Source organism: Streptomyces sp. NPDC045956, from assembly GCF_056430705.1.
This window is the reverse complement of record NZ_JBWKKZ010000006.1, coordinates 322,099-335,340: the sequence shown is the minus strand read 5'-3', so window position 1 is coordinate 335,340 and position 13,242 is coordinate 322,099. Positions and strand designations below refer to the sequence as shown.

The window sequence follows — 13,242 nt, the reverse complement described above, 5'->3', positions numbered from 1 at the left end:
CGACTCCGGTCGGTCGGGGCGGTTTCAGGGGGCGCGGCGGTAGCGGGCGCCGAGTCCCTCGTCGTCCGAGTCCGTCCACAGGGAACCGTCGTACGGCGTGTCGGGGATCGGGACGAGGTCCGGACGCCTGGGCGCGTCCGGTGCGGCCGCCGCCGCGCGCAGCAGCGCGACGCTCTCCCGCAGGTGGTCGGCGTCGGTGCGGACCCGGCGGACGTCGAGGTCGCCGGCGCCCAGCCGGTGTTCCAGCCGGGCCACCGTCCGGGACAGGTCGTCGAGGCTGCGCTGGATGGCTGACAGGTCGTCGTGCACGGACATGACGTGACCTCGTTTCCGCCCGACATTCGGCACGGGCCGGCCCTGGGTGGTGACGTTCGTGCGCCTGAGAGTGTCGCGCGTCACACCTGTCGCTGGGAAGGGACGTGCAGCGATTGGCCGGGGCGCGTCGTTGCGTCGAGGGTGGCGTTGCGCCGCACGGGTGGGCTTACACACCGTCGCCGTCGTGTCTCACAGCGTCGCCGAACCGTTTCCTCTTCAGTGGCCGCATCCCTGTCCGGATACAAATGATCAACTCCAAATACCGCATATCGCGCACACAACGCATATGCCGTCTGGGCGATCACCGCGCCCGCGGCCTCCGGAGGTAGCAGAGATGTCTCACGTCGGCGTCGGTCCGCGCGCGGTCACGCGCTCGGTCGCCTTCCTCACCGCGAGCGTGCTCGCGGTCCCCGCGCTGGCCGGATGCAGCTCCGAGGACCCGTCGGGCAAGCCGCTCGCCGAACAGGACGTCGCCTCCGCGGCCCGCGCCAGGATCGCCGACGGCGGCACCCTGCGCTGGGCCGTGGACTCCGTGCCGGCCACCCTCAACACCTTCCAGTCGGACGCAGACGCCACCACGGCCCGCGTCGCACAGGCCGTGCTGCCCTCGATGTACCGGATGGACGAGACCGGCCGCCCGGTGCGCGACCCCCGGTACCTGGAGTCGGCGAAGGTCGTCGGGACCGAGCCCAAGCAGGTCGTCGTCTACAAGCTCAACCAGCAGGCCGTGTGGAGCGACGGCCGGGAGGTCGGCGCCGCCGACTTCGTCGCCCAGTGGCGCGCGCTGTCGGGCAAGGACAGCGCCTACTGGACCGCCCGCAACGCCGGCTACGACCGCATCGAGAAGATCGAGCGGGGCGCCGGCGACCTGGAGGTCAAGGTCACCTTCAGCCGGCCCTACGCCGACTGGAAGTCCCTGTTCACGCCCTTGTACCCGAAGGACGTCATGGGCACCCCCGACGCCTTCAACGACGGGGCGCGACGCAAGCTGAAGACCACCGCCGGCCCCTTCGCCCTGAAGAAGGTCGACACCGGGGCCGACGAGGTCGTCCTCACCGGCAACCCGCGCTGGTGGGGGGAGCCGGCCAAGCTCGACGAGATCGTGCTGCGCGCCGTACCGCGCGACGAGCGGGTCTCCGAGCTGGTCGCCGGGAAGCTCGACCTGGCCGAGATCGACCCGGACACCGCCGACCAGGTCGGCCTGGCCGCCCCCGCCCGGGACGCCGCGACCGGCACTCCCCTCATGGGCCCGGACGGCACACCGGCCGCGGGCTCGGACGCGTCGCCGCACGCGGGGCCGCAGGGCAGGTCCGCCGCGGCCGCCCTGCGCTCGTGGGCGATCGCCAACGGCTCCGACGAGGAGGCCGCGGAGGAGGAGGTCCTCGCCCGGGAGAAGCGGCGCAAGGCGGAGGCGAAGCGGGAGCGGCGGCAGAAGGCCCTGAGCGGCTTCGAGGTCCGCAAGTCGCTGGAGCCCGCCTACACCCAGCTCGCCCTCAACGGCGCCGACGGACCCCTCGCCGACGAACGCGTCCGCCGGGCCGTGGCCCGCGCCCTGGACCGGGGTGCGCTCGCCGAGGCGGTGCTGAAGCCGCTGGGTCTGCCCACCGAGCCCGTGGGCAGCCACCTCGCCCTGTCCGGCCAGGCCGCCTACGCCGACGGCAGCGGCGCCCTCGGCGAGCAGAACGCCAAGGAGGCCCGGGCGCTCCTCGCGGACGCGGGCTGGGAGCCCGGCGGGCCGGTGAAGGAGAGCGAGGCCGGCGAGAAGGCGGCCGGCGCCGAGAAGTCCGGGACCCGCGGTGACGGCAAGGACGGCGGTGACGGCGAGGACGGCGGTGACGGCGAGGACGGCGAGAAGTCCGACGGCGGCGACGACGGGACGTACATCGTCGGAGAGGACGGCAAGAACGACGGCGGCAAGAACGACGGCGGCAAGAACGACGGCGGCAAGGACGACGGCGGCAAGGACGACGGCGGCAAGGACGACGGCGGCAAGGACGACGGCGGCAAGGACGACGGCGGCAAGGACGACGGCGGCGCCACCGACCAGGAGAGCGGCGAGAAGCACAGCAGCGGCAAGAACACCGCCCAGGGAGGCGCCCCCGGCGCCTACGCGCCCAAGGGCACCGCCGCCCCGGCCGGCTCCGCGGTGGCACCGCTCGCCAAGGACGGCGAGGCGCTCACCCTGCGCTTCGTGCTCCCCTCGGGCCCCGGCTCCGAGGCCCTGCGCACCGTGGCCGACCGCATCTCGGACATGCTGAAGAAGATCGGCATCGGCGTCGACGTCACCAAGGTCCCGGACGAGAACTACTTCAAGGACCACGTCGCCTCCGGCGAGTACGACCTGGCCCTCTACTCCTGGCCGGCCTCCGCCTACCCCGCCACCGACGCCCGCCCCGTCTACGCCAAGCCCGTCCCGGCCGCCGACGGCTCCCTGAACGTCGCGCAGAACTACACGAGGGTCGGCACCGACCAGGTCGACCAGCTCTTCGACCAGGCCATGGCCACGCTGGACGAGAAGGAGGCCCGCGCGCTGCTCCGCAAGGCCGACTCCCGGATCTGGGCGGCGGCCGGCTCCATCCCCCTCTACCAGCGCCCCCAGCTGGTGGCGGCCCGCAAGAACCTCGCCAACGCGGGGGCCTTCGGCTTCGAGACCCCCGTCCACGAGGACATGGGCTTCCTGAAGAAGGAGGCCGCCGGCGCCGAGGCCCCGGTGAGCCCCACGTCGTGACCTGGCGCCCCGGGCCGGTGCGCCCCCGCCCCGGCAAGCCGCAGCCCTCGGGGCCCCGTACCATGGGGTGAGGCCGTGGCATGTACCGCCCGGCAGGCCCGCGTGACACGGACGTACGCAAGGGCCGTCCTCACATCTCCGGGAGTACGCCTCAATATGGCCACGCGCCACGACATCCGCAACGTCGCCATCGTCGCCCACGTCGACCACGGCAAGACCACCATCGTCGACGGAATGCTCAAGCAGGCCGGTGCCTTCGCCGCGCACCAGCTCGACTCCGTCGACGACCGCATGATGGACTCGAACGACCTGGAGCGTGAGAAGGGCATCACGATCCTGGCCAAGAACACGGCGGTGAAGTACCACCCGAAGGATGGCGGCGACGTCATCACCATCAACATCATCGACACCCCCGGCCACGCCGACTTCGGTGGCGAGGTCGAGCGCGGCCTGTCGATGGTCGACGGTGTCGTCCTGCTCGTGGACGCCTCCGAGGGTCCGCTGCCGCAGACCCGCTTCGTGCTGCGCAAGGCGCTCCAGCAGCGGTTGCCGATCATCCTGTGCATCAACAAGACGGACCGCCCGGACTCCCGGATCGACGAGGTCGTCAACGAGACCTACGACCTCTTCCTCGACCTGGACGCCGACGAGGAGCAGATCGAGTTCCCGATCGTCTACGCCTGCGGCCGGGACGGCATCGCCTCCCTCACCAAGCCCGAGGACGGCACGGTGCCGGCGGACTCCACCAGCCTGGAGCCGTTCTTCTCCACCATCCTCGAGCACATCCCGGCCCCGACCTACGACGAGAACGCCCCGCTCCAGGCGCACGTGACCAACCTGGACGCCGACAACTTCCTCGGCCGTATCGCCCTGCTCCGCGTCCACCAGGGCGAGCTGAAGAAGGGCCAGACCGTCGCCTGGATGAAGCGCGACGGAACCGTCAGCAACGTGCGCATCTCCGAGCTGATGATGACCGAGGCGCTCACCCGCAAGCCCGCCGAGAAGGCCGGCCCCGGTGACATCTGCGCGGTCGCCGGCATCACGGACATCATGATCGGCGAGACGCTGGCCGACCAGGAGAACCCGGTCCCGCTGCCCCTGATCACGGTGGACGAGCCCGCGATCTCCATGACCATCGGCACCAACACCTCGCCGCTGGTCGGCCGCGGCGCCACCGGCAAGGGCGCGGACAACAAGGCGGTCGTCAAGGACCGCAAGGTCACCGCCCGCCAGGTCAAGGACCGCCTCGACCGCGAGCTGATCGGCAACGTCTCGCTCCGCGTCCTGGACACCGAGCGCCCCGACGCCTGGGAGGTGCAGGGCCGCGGTGAGCTGGCGCTGGCCATCCTGGTCGAGCAGATGCGCCGCGAGGGCTTCGAGCTGACCATCGGCAAGCCGCAGGTCGTCACCCGCGAGATCGACGGCAAGGTGCACGAGCCGGTCGAGCGCATGACGATCGACGTGCCCGAGGAGCACATGGGCGCGGTCACGCAGCTCATGGGCGTGCGCAAGGGCCGGATGGACAACATGTCCAACCACGGCTCCGGCTGGGTCCGCATGGAGTTCGTGGTCCCCTCCCGCGGTCTGATCGGTTTCCGTACCGAGTTCCTGACCCAGACCCGCGGCACCGGCATCGCCCACTCCATCCACGAGGGCCACGAGCCCTGGTTCGGCACCCTCACGACCCGTAACAACGGCTCGCTGGTCGCCGACCGCTCCGGTGCCGTCACCGCGTTCGCGATGACGAACCTCCAGGAGCGCGGCGTGCTCTTCACGGAGCCCGGCACCGAGGTGTACGAGGGCATGATCGTCGGTGAGAACTCCCGCTCCGACGACATGGACGTCAACATCACCAAGGAGAAGAAGCTCACGAACATGCGGTCGTCCTCGGCCGACTCGTTCGAGGCGATCGTCCCGCCGCGCAAGCTCTCCCTGGAGCAGTCCCTGGAGTTCTGCCGCGACGACGAGTGCGTCGAGGTGACCCCGGAGGCCGTTCGCATCCGCAAGGTGAACCTGGACGCCCGCGAGCGCGCCCGCGCCGCGAGCCGCGCCAAGCACGGCTGATCCACCCGCCGCCGGCGTAAGGCCGGCGCGCACGGGAAGCCCGGGCACCCCCATCACGGGGGTGCCCGGGCTTTTTTCAACCGGTTTTCCGGGGCCGGGAGGCACGCGGGGGCCCCTCTGAGCGCTCCCCGGTGTCCGAAACACGGAGATCGGCGCCCGATAGCCATGTAACACGTCCGTTTCGCGGCCTTCTCGTCCCGAACAGTTTGTCCAGATTTTGGAAGATCTACCTGTCAGCTGTGACTGAATTGAGATTTAAAGACGGTGGTCGGTCCTTCTGCTCATGGCAGATAGTTAGCCGCGTAGCGCTCGGGTCAATGGGTCACGTGCTGTGGGGACAGCACTCGACTCACGAGCACCAGGGGGTGTCTGAACTTCCGTCAGGGGTGTCGGAAGACAGACGTGTGCCCCCTCCTGTCGGTGAACACGTGGAGTCATGAGGAGGAGCCCCATGCGCGGTGTCACGAACACCAGGTGGGTCACTTGGTCCGTCGCCCCCCGCTGCGCCCCGTCGGACGGCGATCGACTCTGAGGAGCGGGCCGGCCGTCGGCGTCCGGGCTTCGGGCTACGCGCGTCCGGCTGCGGGTTTCCCCCGTTCCCCGGGATCTCCCGACGCTTCTCCATGATCCGTTCCGCGATCGCGCACCACCCTGCGCTGGTCGCCGGTTCGGCACACCCACACCTGTGAAATGGGCGAACTGTGACAAGTCCAATCGACATCGAGGGCGGCGGAACGCCGGCCGCCGTCGGCGACGGGCCGGAGCCCGTCAAGGCCGTCGAGGAGAAGAGCCACGAGGGCCGGTCCCCGGGGCAGCTGATGTGGCTGCGCTTCAAACGGGACAGGACCGGGGTCGTCTCCGCCTGTGTCGTGATCGTGTTCTTCCTGGTCGCGGCGCTGGCACCGCTCATCGCCAAGGTCTACGGGAAGAACCCCTACACGCTGTACGCCCAGGAGCCCGACTACCCCTTCCTGCTGGACGACTTCGCCATGCCCACCGGTTCCTTCGGCGGCATGTCGGGCGACTTCTGGTTCGGCGTGGAGCCCAAGCTCGGCCGCGACGTGTTCACCATGCTGCTCTACGGCATGCGGACCTCCCTGTACATGGCCGTGGTCGTCACCCTGCTCTGCGTCCTCACCGGTGTCGTCATCGGCATGATCAGCGGCTTCTTCGGCGGCCGGGTGGACTACTGGCTGGGTCGGGTCACCGACTTCTTCCTGGCCTTCCCGCAGCAGCTCTTCTTCATCGCCTTCATGCCCGTCGTGACCGCGATGTTCGTCTCCCCGCAGGACGAGACCCCCACGTACCTGAGAGCCGTGGCCATCACCCTGGTGATGTGGTTCCTCGGCTGGATGGGGCTGGCCCGGCTGGTGCGCAGCTCCGTACTGACGCTGCGCGAACGCGAGTTCGTGGAGGCGGCGAAGGTGTCGGGGGCGTCTCCCTGGCGCATCGTGCGCAAGGAGATCCTGCCCAACATCGTCACGCCGATCCTGGTGCAGGCCACCTACATCCTCCCGAGCACGATCCTCTCCATCGCCTTCCTGTCGTACATCGGGGTGGGCTTCGTCGAACCGACCCCGGACTGGGGCCGCATGTTCGCCATCGGCGCCGACGTGTACGAGCAGGACCCGATGTTCATGTTCTTCCCGGGCGTGGCGCTGGTCGTCTTCGTCCTCTCCTTCAATCTTCTCGGCGACTCCGTCCGGGACGCATTCGACCCCAAGACCGGACGCTAACCGTCCATTGGTGGGTGGGGGAGCTGCCGCCCCCGTGCCGGGCTTCCGGACCGTCAGGCAGCACTCGTGGACAACTCTCGACAGGCAGGTGGATCGGCATCATGAAGCCCATCAGAAACCGCACCACGCGCACCACGCGAGCCATAGCCGTGGCCATGGTGGCCGGCGCCCTGGTGCTGACCGGCTGCTCCGACAGCGACGGCGGCAGCAAAGGCAAGAGTGACGCCAAGGACCAGAAGGACGCCGCCCAGCAGCAGGACCCGGTGGCCTACGGTGACGCCGCGGCGTCGAACGGCCCGGCCGAGGAGGTCGCCGGCGCGAAGCCCGGCGGCGTCATCAACGTGTACATGCAGTCGGACCTGACCCACATGGACCCGGGGCAGATCTACGTCAGCGACGCCGGCCAGTTCGCCAACCTGATCCACCGCGGCCTGACCAACTTCCAGGAGGACGCGGAGGGCAACCTCACCGTCGTCGGTGACATCGCCACCGACTCCGGCCAGTCCTCCGACGGCGGCAAGACCTGGACGTTCAAGCTCAAGGACGGCGTCAAGGACGACCAGGGCAACCCGATCACCTCGAAGGACGTCCGCCACACCATCGAGCGCCTGTACTCCAAGGTCATCTTCGACGGTCCGACCTTCGTCCAGTCCTGGCTCTCCGGCAACGACTACCGCAAGGCGCTGCCGGACGGACCGTACAAGGGCAAGCACCTGCCGGACACGGTGCTGGAGACGCCGGACGACAAGACGGTCGTCTTCCACTTCTCCCAGCCGCGCCAGGACCTCCCGCAGGCCCTCGCCATGGCCGGATACGCCATCGTTCCCGAGAAGCGGGACACGAAGGAGAAGTACGACGACGCCCCGGCGGCCCTCGGCCCCTACAAGATCTCCGAGTACAAGCCCGGCAAGTCCATGAAGCTGGTCAAGAACACCCAGTGGGACCCGAAGACGGACTCGGTGCGCCACCAGTACGTCGACGGGTACAACTTCACCAGCACCATCGACCAGGCCAGCCAGACCAAGCGTCTGAAGGCCGACCAGGGCGACGCCAAGAACGCCATCCAGTTCACGGACTCGGTCGACCCGGCCCAGATGTCGGCCGTCATCGGCGACGCGGCGGCGAAGAAGCGGACCATCCAGGGCTACCAGCCCTACGTGTGGCAGCTGACCTTCAACCTCGACCGCATCAAGGACAAGAAGGTCCGCGACGCGATCACCTACGCGATCCCGAACCAGTCCATGGTCCAGGCGGACGGCGGTCGCTACGGCGGCGAGGTCGCCGGCGGTCTGCTCGCCCCGACCCTGCCGAACTTCGACCCGAAGTACGACCCGTTCGGCAAGCTCAAGAAGCCGAACGGCGACCCGGAGATGGCCAAGAAGCTGCTGAAGGAGGCGGGTGTCAAGGAGGGCACGAAGCTCACCTACGCCTACTCCAACACCCCGCGCGGCCAGGCCCAGATGGTCATCATCAAGGACGCCCTGGCGAAGATCGGCTTCGACGTCCAGGCCAAGGAGATCGACCGGGCCAGCTTCTACGAGCAGGTCGGCAAGCTGAAGAACCCGTACGACCTCTACATGACCGGCTGGGGCCAGGACTGGCCGTCCGCCTCCACGGTCATCACGCCGGTCTACGACGGTGAACTCGTCGCCGACGGCGGGTCCAACTACTCGCACATCAACGACCCGCAGGTCAACGAGCTGATCAAGAAGGCCCTGACGCAGGAGCCGGAGGCGGCCGCCAAGACCTGGGAGCAGGCCCACCACCGCATCGTGGAGGAGATCAACCCGGCCGCACCGGTCTACTACTCGAAGCAGATCCAGCTCTTCGGATCGAACATCGGCGGCGCCAAGTACAGCAACGAGTCGAGCTACATCGACATCAACGACCTGTTCCTGAAGCAGCCGTAGCCCTCCAGCCCGGCTGACCGCGGGGGTGCGCGCCAGGCGGAGCGCACCCCCGCGGACGGCAACCCTTCCCTGCCGCCGCGTTCCGAAGAGAGCATCCACCTGCCATGCTTCAGTTCCTCGTTCGCAGGTTGATCGGCGCTGTTGTGATCATGTTCTTGATCGGCGCCTTCACCTTCTTCCTGTTCTATACGATCCCCCAGGACTTCGCCGAGCTGTCGTGCGGCAAGAACTGCTCCCCCGAGAACATCGCGGTGATCCGCGAGAACCTCGGCCTCGACAAGCCGATCACCGCCCAGTTCTGGGAGTTCATGACGGGCATCGTGACCGGTCGTGACTTCGCCGAGGGGCACTGCTCCGCGCCCTGCCTGGGCATGTCCTTCGACACCGGCAACTTCGTCTGGGACTCGATCATGGACCGGTTCCCGCTGACGCTCTCCCTGACGGTGGGTGGCCTGGTCATCTTCCTGGTCCTGGGTCTGGGGTCGGGCCTGCTGGCCGCCTGGAAGCGCGGCACGGTCGCGGACAAGCTGGTCAGCGGTGCCTCGATCGTCCTGAGCTCGTTCCAGATCTACTTCCTCGGCCCGATCGTGCTCGGCGTTCTCGTGTACCAGTCCGGCTTCATGGACAACCCGAGCTACCACGAGTTCACCGACAACCCCTTCGCCTGGGCGGTCGGCCTGCTGATCCCCTGGCTGGTGATGGCCACCATCTTCACCGCCCAGTACACCCGTATGTCCCGCTCGACCATGATCGAGCAGCTCCAGGAGGAGCACGTCCGCACCGCCCGCGCCAAGGGCATGAGGCAGCGGTACGTCTTCTTCCGCTACGCGTGGCGCGGTTCCCTCATCCCGATCGTCACGATCCTCGGCATGGACCTCAGCGCGCTGCTGTCCGGTGCGGTGGTCACGGAGTTCACGTTCGACCTCGCCGGCATCGGCCGTCTCGCGGTGGACTCCTCGCTGACCAAGGACCTGCCGGTGACGATGGGCGTGATGCTGTTCGGAGCCTTCTTCATCCTGCTCCTGAACATCCTCGTGGACCTCGCCTACGCCTACATCGACCCGCGCGTGCGGCTCAGCTAGGAGAATCACCGTGAGCACTCTGACCAAGACCGAAGGCGAGCCGGCCCCGACCGGGCCGGAGTCCTTCCTCTCGGTCCGCGACCTCCGGGTGCGGTTCTCCACCGAGGACGGCATCGTCAAGGCGGTCGACGGCCTGTCCTTCGACGTCGAGCGCGGCCGGACCCTCGGCATCGTGGGAGAGTCGGGTTCCGGCAAGTCCGTCACCAACCTGACCGTCCTGGGCCTGCACAACCGCAAGAACACCACCGTGGAGGGCGAGATCGTCCTCGACGGGAAGGAACTCGTCACGGCGACCGAGAAGGAGATGGAGAAGCTCCGCGGCAACAAGGTCGCCATGATCTTCCAGGACCCGCTGACGGCGCTGTCGCCGTACTACACGGTGGGCCGGCAGATCGCGGAACCCTTCATGAAGCACACCGGCGCGTCCAAGAAGGAGGCGCGGGCACGGGCGATCGAGATGCTGACCAAGGTCGGCATCCCCCAGCCCCAGTCCCGGGTCGACGACTACCCGCACCAGTTCTCCGGCGGTATGCGCCAGCGCGCGATGATCGCCATGGCGCTCGTCTGCGACCCCGACCTGCTGATCGCCGACGAGCCCACGACGGCGCTGGACGTGACCGTCCAGGCGCAGATCCTGGACCTGCTCAAGGACCTCCAGCAGGAGTTCGGCTCGGCGATCGTCTTCATCACCCACGACCTCGGTGTCATCTCCGACATGGCCGACGACCTGCTGGTGATGTACGCGGGCCGGGCCGTGGAGCGCGGAAGCACCGCCGAGGTGCTGCGCCGACCACGCCATCCGTACACCTGGGGCCTGCTCAGCTCGATGCCGAGGCTCGGCGGCAGCATCGACCAGGCGCTCACGCCGATCCCCGGCAGTCCGCCCAGCCTGCTGAACCCCCCGTCCGGGTGCCCCTTCCACCCGCGGTGCGCCTTCACGGGCGAGGTGCCGGGCGACCGGTGCAGCACCGAACGTCCGCCCCTCGGCGAGGGACGCGCGGCGGCCTGCCACCTGACGGCGGAACAGCAACAGACCTTCTTCATCGACAAGATCCAGCCCCGGCTGCGCTAGGGAGACCGAGACATGAGCGACGAACTCACCCTCCCCGCACAGCAGGGCTCCGCCACCGCGTCTCCCGAGACGCTGCTGAAGGTCGAGGGTCTAACCAAGCACTTCCCCATCTACGGTGGGTTCCCGATCAAACGGAAGGTCGGTGCCGTCCAGGCAGTGGACGACGTCGACCTCACCGTCGGCGTCGGTGAGAGCGTCGGCCTGGTGGGAGAGTCGGGCTGCGGCAAGTCCACCACGGGCCGGCTCATCACCCGACTCCTGGAACCGACCGGCGGGAAGATCGAGTACGCGGGCCACGACATCACCCACGCCTCCCGCAGGCAGCTGGCGCCCGTCCGCTCCGAGATCCAGATGATCTTCCAGGACCCGTACTCCTCGCTCAACCCCCGGCAGACCGTCGGCACGATCATCAAGTCGCCGATGGAGGTCAACGGGATCAACCCGGCGGGCGGCCGGGACAAGAAGGTGCGCGAGCTGCTCGAACTGGTCGGCCTCAACCCGGAGCACTTCAACCGCTTCCCGCACGAGTTCTCCGGTGGTCAGCGCCAGCGCATCGGCGTGGCCCGCGCCCTGGCGCTCAACCCCAAGCTCATCGTCGCGGACGAGCCGGTCTCCGCGCTCGACGTCTCCATCCAGGCCCAGGTGGTGAACCTGCTCCAGAAGGTGCAGCAGGAGATGGGCATCGCCTTCCTGTTCATCGCCCACGACCTGGCCGTCGTCCGGCACTTCTCCAAGCGCGTCGCCGTCATGTACCTCGGCAAGGTGGTCGAGGTCGGCGACCGGGACTCCATCTACAGCAGGCCGCGGCACCCCTACACCCACGCCCTGCTCTCGGCGGTGCCCGAGGTGTCGATGGTCGACGAGCCCGAGAGCCGTGAGCGCATCCGCCTCGCCGGCGACGTGCCCTCGCCGATCATGCCCCCCTCCGGCTGCCGCTTCCGCACCCGCTGCTGGAAGGCGCAGGACAAGTGCGCGAGCGAGGTGCCTCCGCTGGTCCGCATCGACGGCAACCGCGACGGTCACCTGACGGCCTGTCACTTCCCGGAGGAGCCGACGATCGCGGCCCGCGAGGAGGACATCGTCCTGGACCCGGCGCTGGCCGCGCTGGAGGAGACCGACAAGGGCCGGTCCGCCTGATCCGCCCGGCACCGTGAACGGACCGAGGGCCCGCGCCTGGGGAGGCGCGGGCCCTCGGTTTCCCTGGAGCGGACGTTCCGGGCTCGGGTCAATGGGCCGAGGAGGTCCGTTCCGCGGGCGGTGCCGACAGAAAGGGGTGTTGTCAGGCGGCCGCCCGGGGCTTCTTGGTGAGACGGGGCGAGGGTACGTCATCCGTCTCGGGGTAGTGGCACGCGGTCAGGTGTCCGGGCTTGTTCCCCTCCACCTGCACCAGCGGCGGCGCCTCCGACGCGCACTTCTCCGTCGCCTTCCAGCACCGGGTGCGGAAGCGGCAGCCCGAGGGCGGGTTGATCGGCGAGGGCACGTCGCCCACCAGCCGGATGCGCTCGCGGGGGGTGTCCTCCACGGTCGCCTCGGGCACGGCGGAGAGCAGGGCGCGCGTGTAGGGGTGGCGCGGGTTGTCGTACAGGTCGTCCCGGTCGGCGATCTCCATGATCTTGCCGAGGTACATGACCGCGACACGCTGCGAGAAGTGCCGGACCACGGCCAGGTCGTGGGCGATGAAGACGAAGGCGATGCCCAGTTCCCTCTGCACCTTCTGGAGCAGGTTCACCACCTGGGCCTGGATGGAGACGTCGAGCGCGGAGACCGGCTCGTCGGCCACTATCAGCTTCGGTTCCAGGGCCAGCGCGCGGGCGACCCCGATGCGCTGGCGCTGGCCGCCGGAGAACTCGTGCGGGAAGCGGTTGAAGTGCTCGGGGTTGAGGCCCACGATCTCCAGCAGCTCGCGCACGCGCTTCTCGCGGCCGCCGGCCGGGTTGATGTCGTTGATCTCCATCGGACCCGAGATGATCTTGCCGACCGTCTGGCGGGGGTTGAGGGACGCGTAGGGGTCCTGGAAGATCATCTGGATCTCGGACCGGATCGGCGCGAGCGCCCGTCGCCCCGCGTGGGTGATGTCCTGGCCCCGGTAGGTGACCTTGCCGCCCGTGGGCTCCAGCAGGCGGGTGATCAGCCGGCCCGTGGTCGACTTGCCGCAGCCGGACTCCCCGACCAGGCCCAGGCTCTCCCCCTCGCGGACCGTGAAGTCCAGGCCGTCCACCGCCCGGACCGCACCGACCGTGCGCGGGATCGGGAAGCCGCCCTTGATCGGGAAGTGCTTGGTCAGACCGCTGACGTCCAGGAGCGTTTCCGCGTTGCTCATGATGGTGAAGTCCTG

Annotated in this window: 9 protein-coding genes; 7 read left to right on the top strand and 2 right to left on the bottom strand. The window is 68.8% G+C overall.

Annotated elements, in window-relative coordinates; translation table 11 throughout:
- Positions 1 to 24 precede the first annotated feature (24 nt).
- The gene (locus AC07FV_RS18510) at positions 25 to 315 is read right to left on the bottom strand and encodes a hypothetical protein (RefSeq protein ID WP_479088430.1); all 291 of its coding nucleotides are present in this window, start codon (positions 313 to 315) and stop codon (positions 25 to 27) included.
- Between the two features lie 334 nt (positions 316 to 649).
- On the opposite strand from AC07FV_RS18510, the gene AC07FV_RS18505 reads away from it, so the two are divergent.
- From AC07FV_RS18505 to AC07FV_RS18475, 7 genes are all read left to right on the top strand, one after another.
- Positions 650 to 3,043 carry an ABC transporter family substrate-binding protein gene (locus AC07FV_RS18505; protein WP_479088428.1) on the top strand — a complete coding sequence of 798 codons (2,394 nt, stop codon included), beginning with the start codon at positions 650 to 652 and terminating at the stop codon, positions 3,041 to 3,043.
- A gap of 156 nt (positions 3,044 to 3,199) precedes the next feature.
- Positions 3,200 to 5,107, top strand: coding sequence for a translational GTPase TypA (gene typA, locus AC07FV_RS18500; RefSeq protein WP_383644877.1), 1,908 nt, complete (start codon positions 3,200 to 3,202; stop codon positions 5,105 to 5,107).
- A 701-nt stretch (positions 5,108 to 5,808) separates the two neighbouring features.
- Complete coding sequence (locus AC07FV_RS18495) at positions 5,809 to 6,843, top strand: ABC transporter permease (protein WP_479088426.1); 1,035 nt, start codon at positions 5,809 to 5,811, stop codon at positions 6,841 to 6,843.
- A 101-nt stretch (positions 6,844 to 6,944) separates the two neighbouring features.
- Positions 6,945 to 8,753: an ABC transporter substrate-binding protein gene (locus tag AC07FV_RS18490; RefSeq protein ID WP_479088424.1), complete on the top strand. Its 1,809-nt coding sequence runs from the start codon at positions 6,945 to 6,947 to the stop codon at positions 8,751 to 8,753.
- Between the two features lie 104 nt (positions 8,754 to 8,857).
- Positions 8,858 to 9,835 (top strand): ABC transporter permease, encoded by a 978-nt coding sequence (locus AC07FV_RS18485; protein ID WP_479088422.1) that lies wholly within the window; start codon positions 8,858 to 8,860, stop codon positions 9,833 to 9,835.
- A gap of 10 nt (positions 9,836 to 9,845) precedes the next feature.
- Positions 9,846 to 10,907 carry an ABC transporter ATP-binding protein gene (locus tag AC07FV_RS18480; protein ID WP_479088420.1) on the top strand — a complete coding sequence of 354 codons (1,062 nt, stop codon included), beginning with the start codon at positions 9,846 to 9,848 and terminating at the stop codon, positions 10,905 to 10,907.
- 12 nt (positions 10,908 to 10,919) lie between these two features.
- Positions 10,920 to 12,044: an ABC transporter ATP-binding protein gene (locus AC07FV_RS18475; protein ID WP_479088418.1), complete on the top strand. Its 1,125-nt coding sequence runs from the start codon at positions 10,920 to 10,922 to the stop codon at positions 12,042 to 12,044.
- Positions 12,045 to 12,186: 142 nt separating this feature from the next.
- Here the strand turns inward: AC07FV_RS18475 and AC07FV_RS18470 are convergent, their stop codons facing one another.
- Positions 12,187 to 13,227, bottom strand: coding sequence for an ABC transporter ATP-binding protein (locus tag AC07FV_RS18470; protein ID WP_479088416.1), 1,041 nt, complete (start codon positions 13,225 to 13,227; stop codon positions 12,187 to 12,189).
- Between the last annotated feature and the right edge of the window lie 15 nt (positions 13,228 to 13,242).

Excerpts from the sequence above, each read along its gene's own strand:
- AC07FV_RS18510 (WP_479088430.1), bottom strand. The coding sequence starts at position 315 with ATGTCCGTGCACGACGACCTGTCAGCCATCCAGCGCAGCCTCGACGAC.
- AC07FV_RS18505 (WP_479088428.1), top strand. The coding sequence starts at position 650 with ATGTCTCACGTCGGCGTCGGTCCGCGCGCGGTCACGCGCTCGGTCGCC.
- typA (WP_383644877.1), top strand. The coding sequence starts at position 3,200 with ATGGCCACGCGCCACGACATCCGCAACGTCGCCATCGTCGCCCACGTC.
- AC07FV_RS18490 (WP_479088424.1), top strand. The coding sequence starts at position 6,945 with ATGAAGCCCATCAGAAACCGCACCACGCGCACCACGCGAGCCATAGCC.
- AC07FV_RS18485 (WP_479088422.1), top strand. The coding sequence starts at position 8,858 with ATGCTTCAGTTCCTCGTTCGCAGGTTGATCGGCGCTGTTGTGATCATG.
- AC07FV_RS18475 (WP_479088418.1), top strand. The coding sequence starts at position 10,920 with ATGAGCGACGAACTCACCCTCCCCGCACAGCAGGGCTCCGCCACCGCG.
- AC07FV_RS18470 (WP_479088416.1), bottom strand. The coding sequence starts at position 13,227 with ATGAGCAACGCGGAAACGCTCCTGGACGTCAGCGGTCTGACCAAGCAC.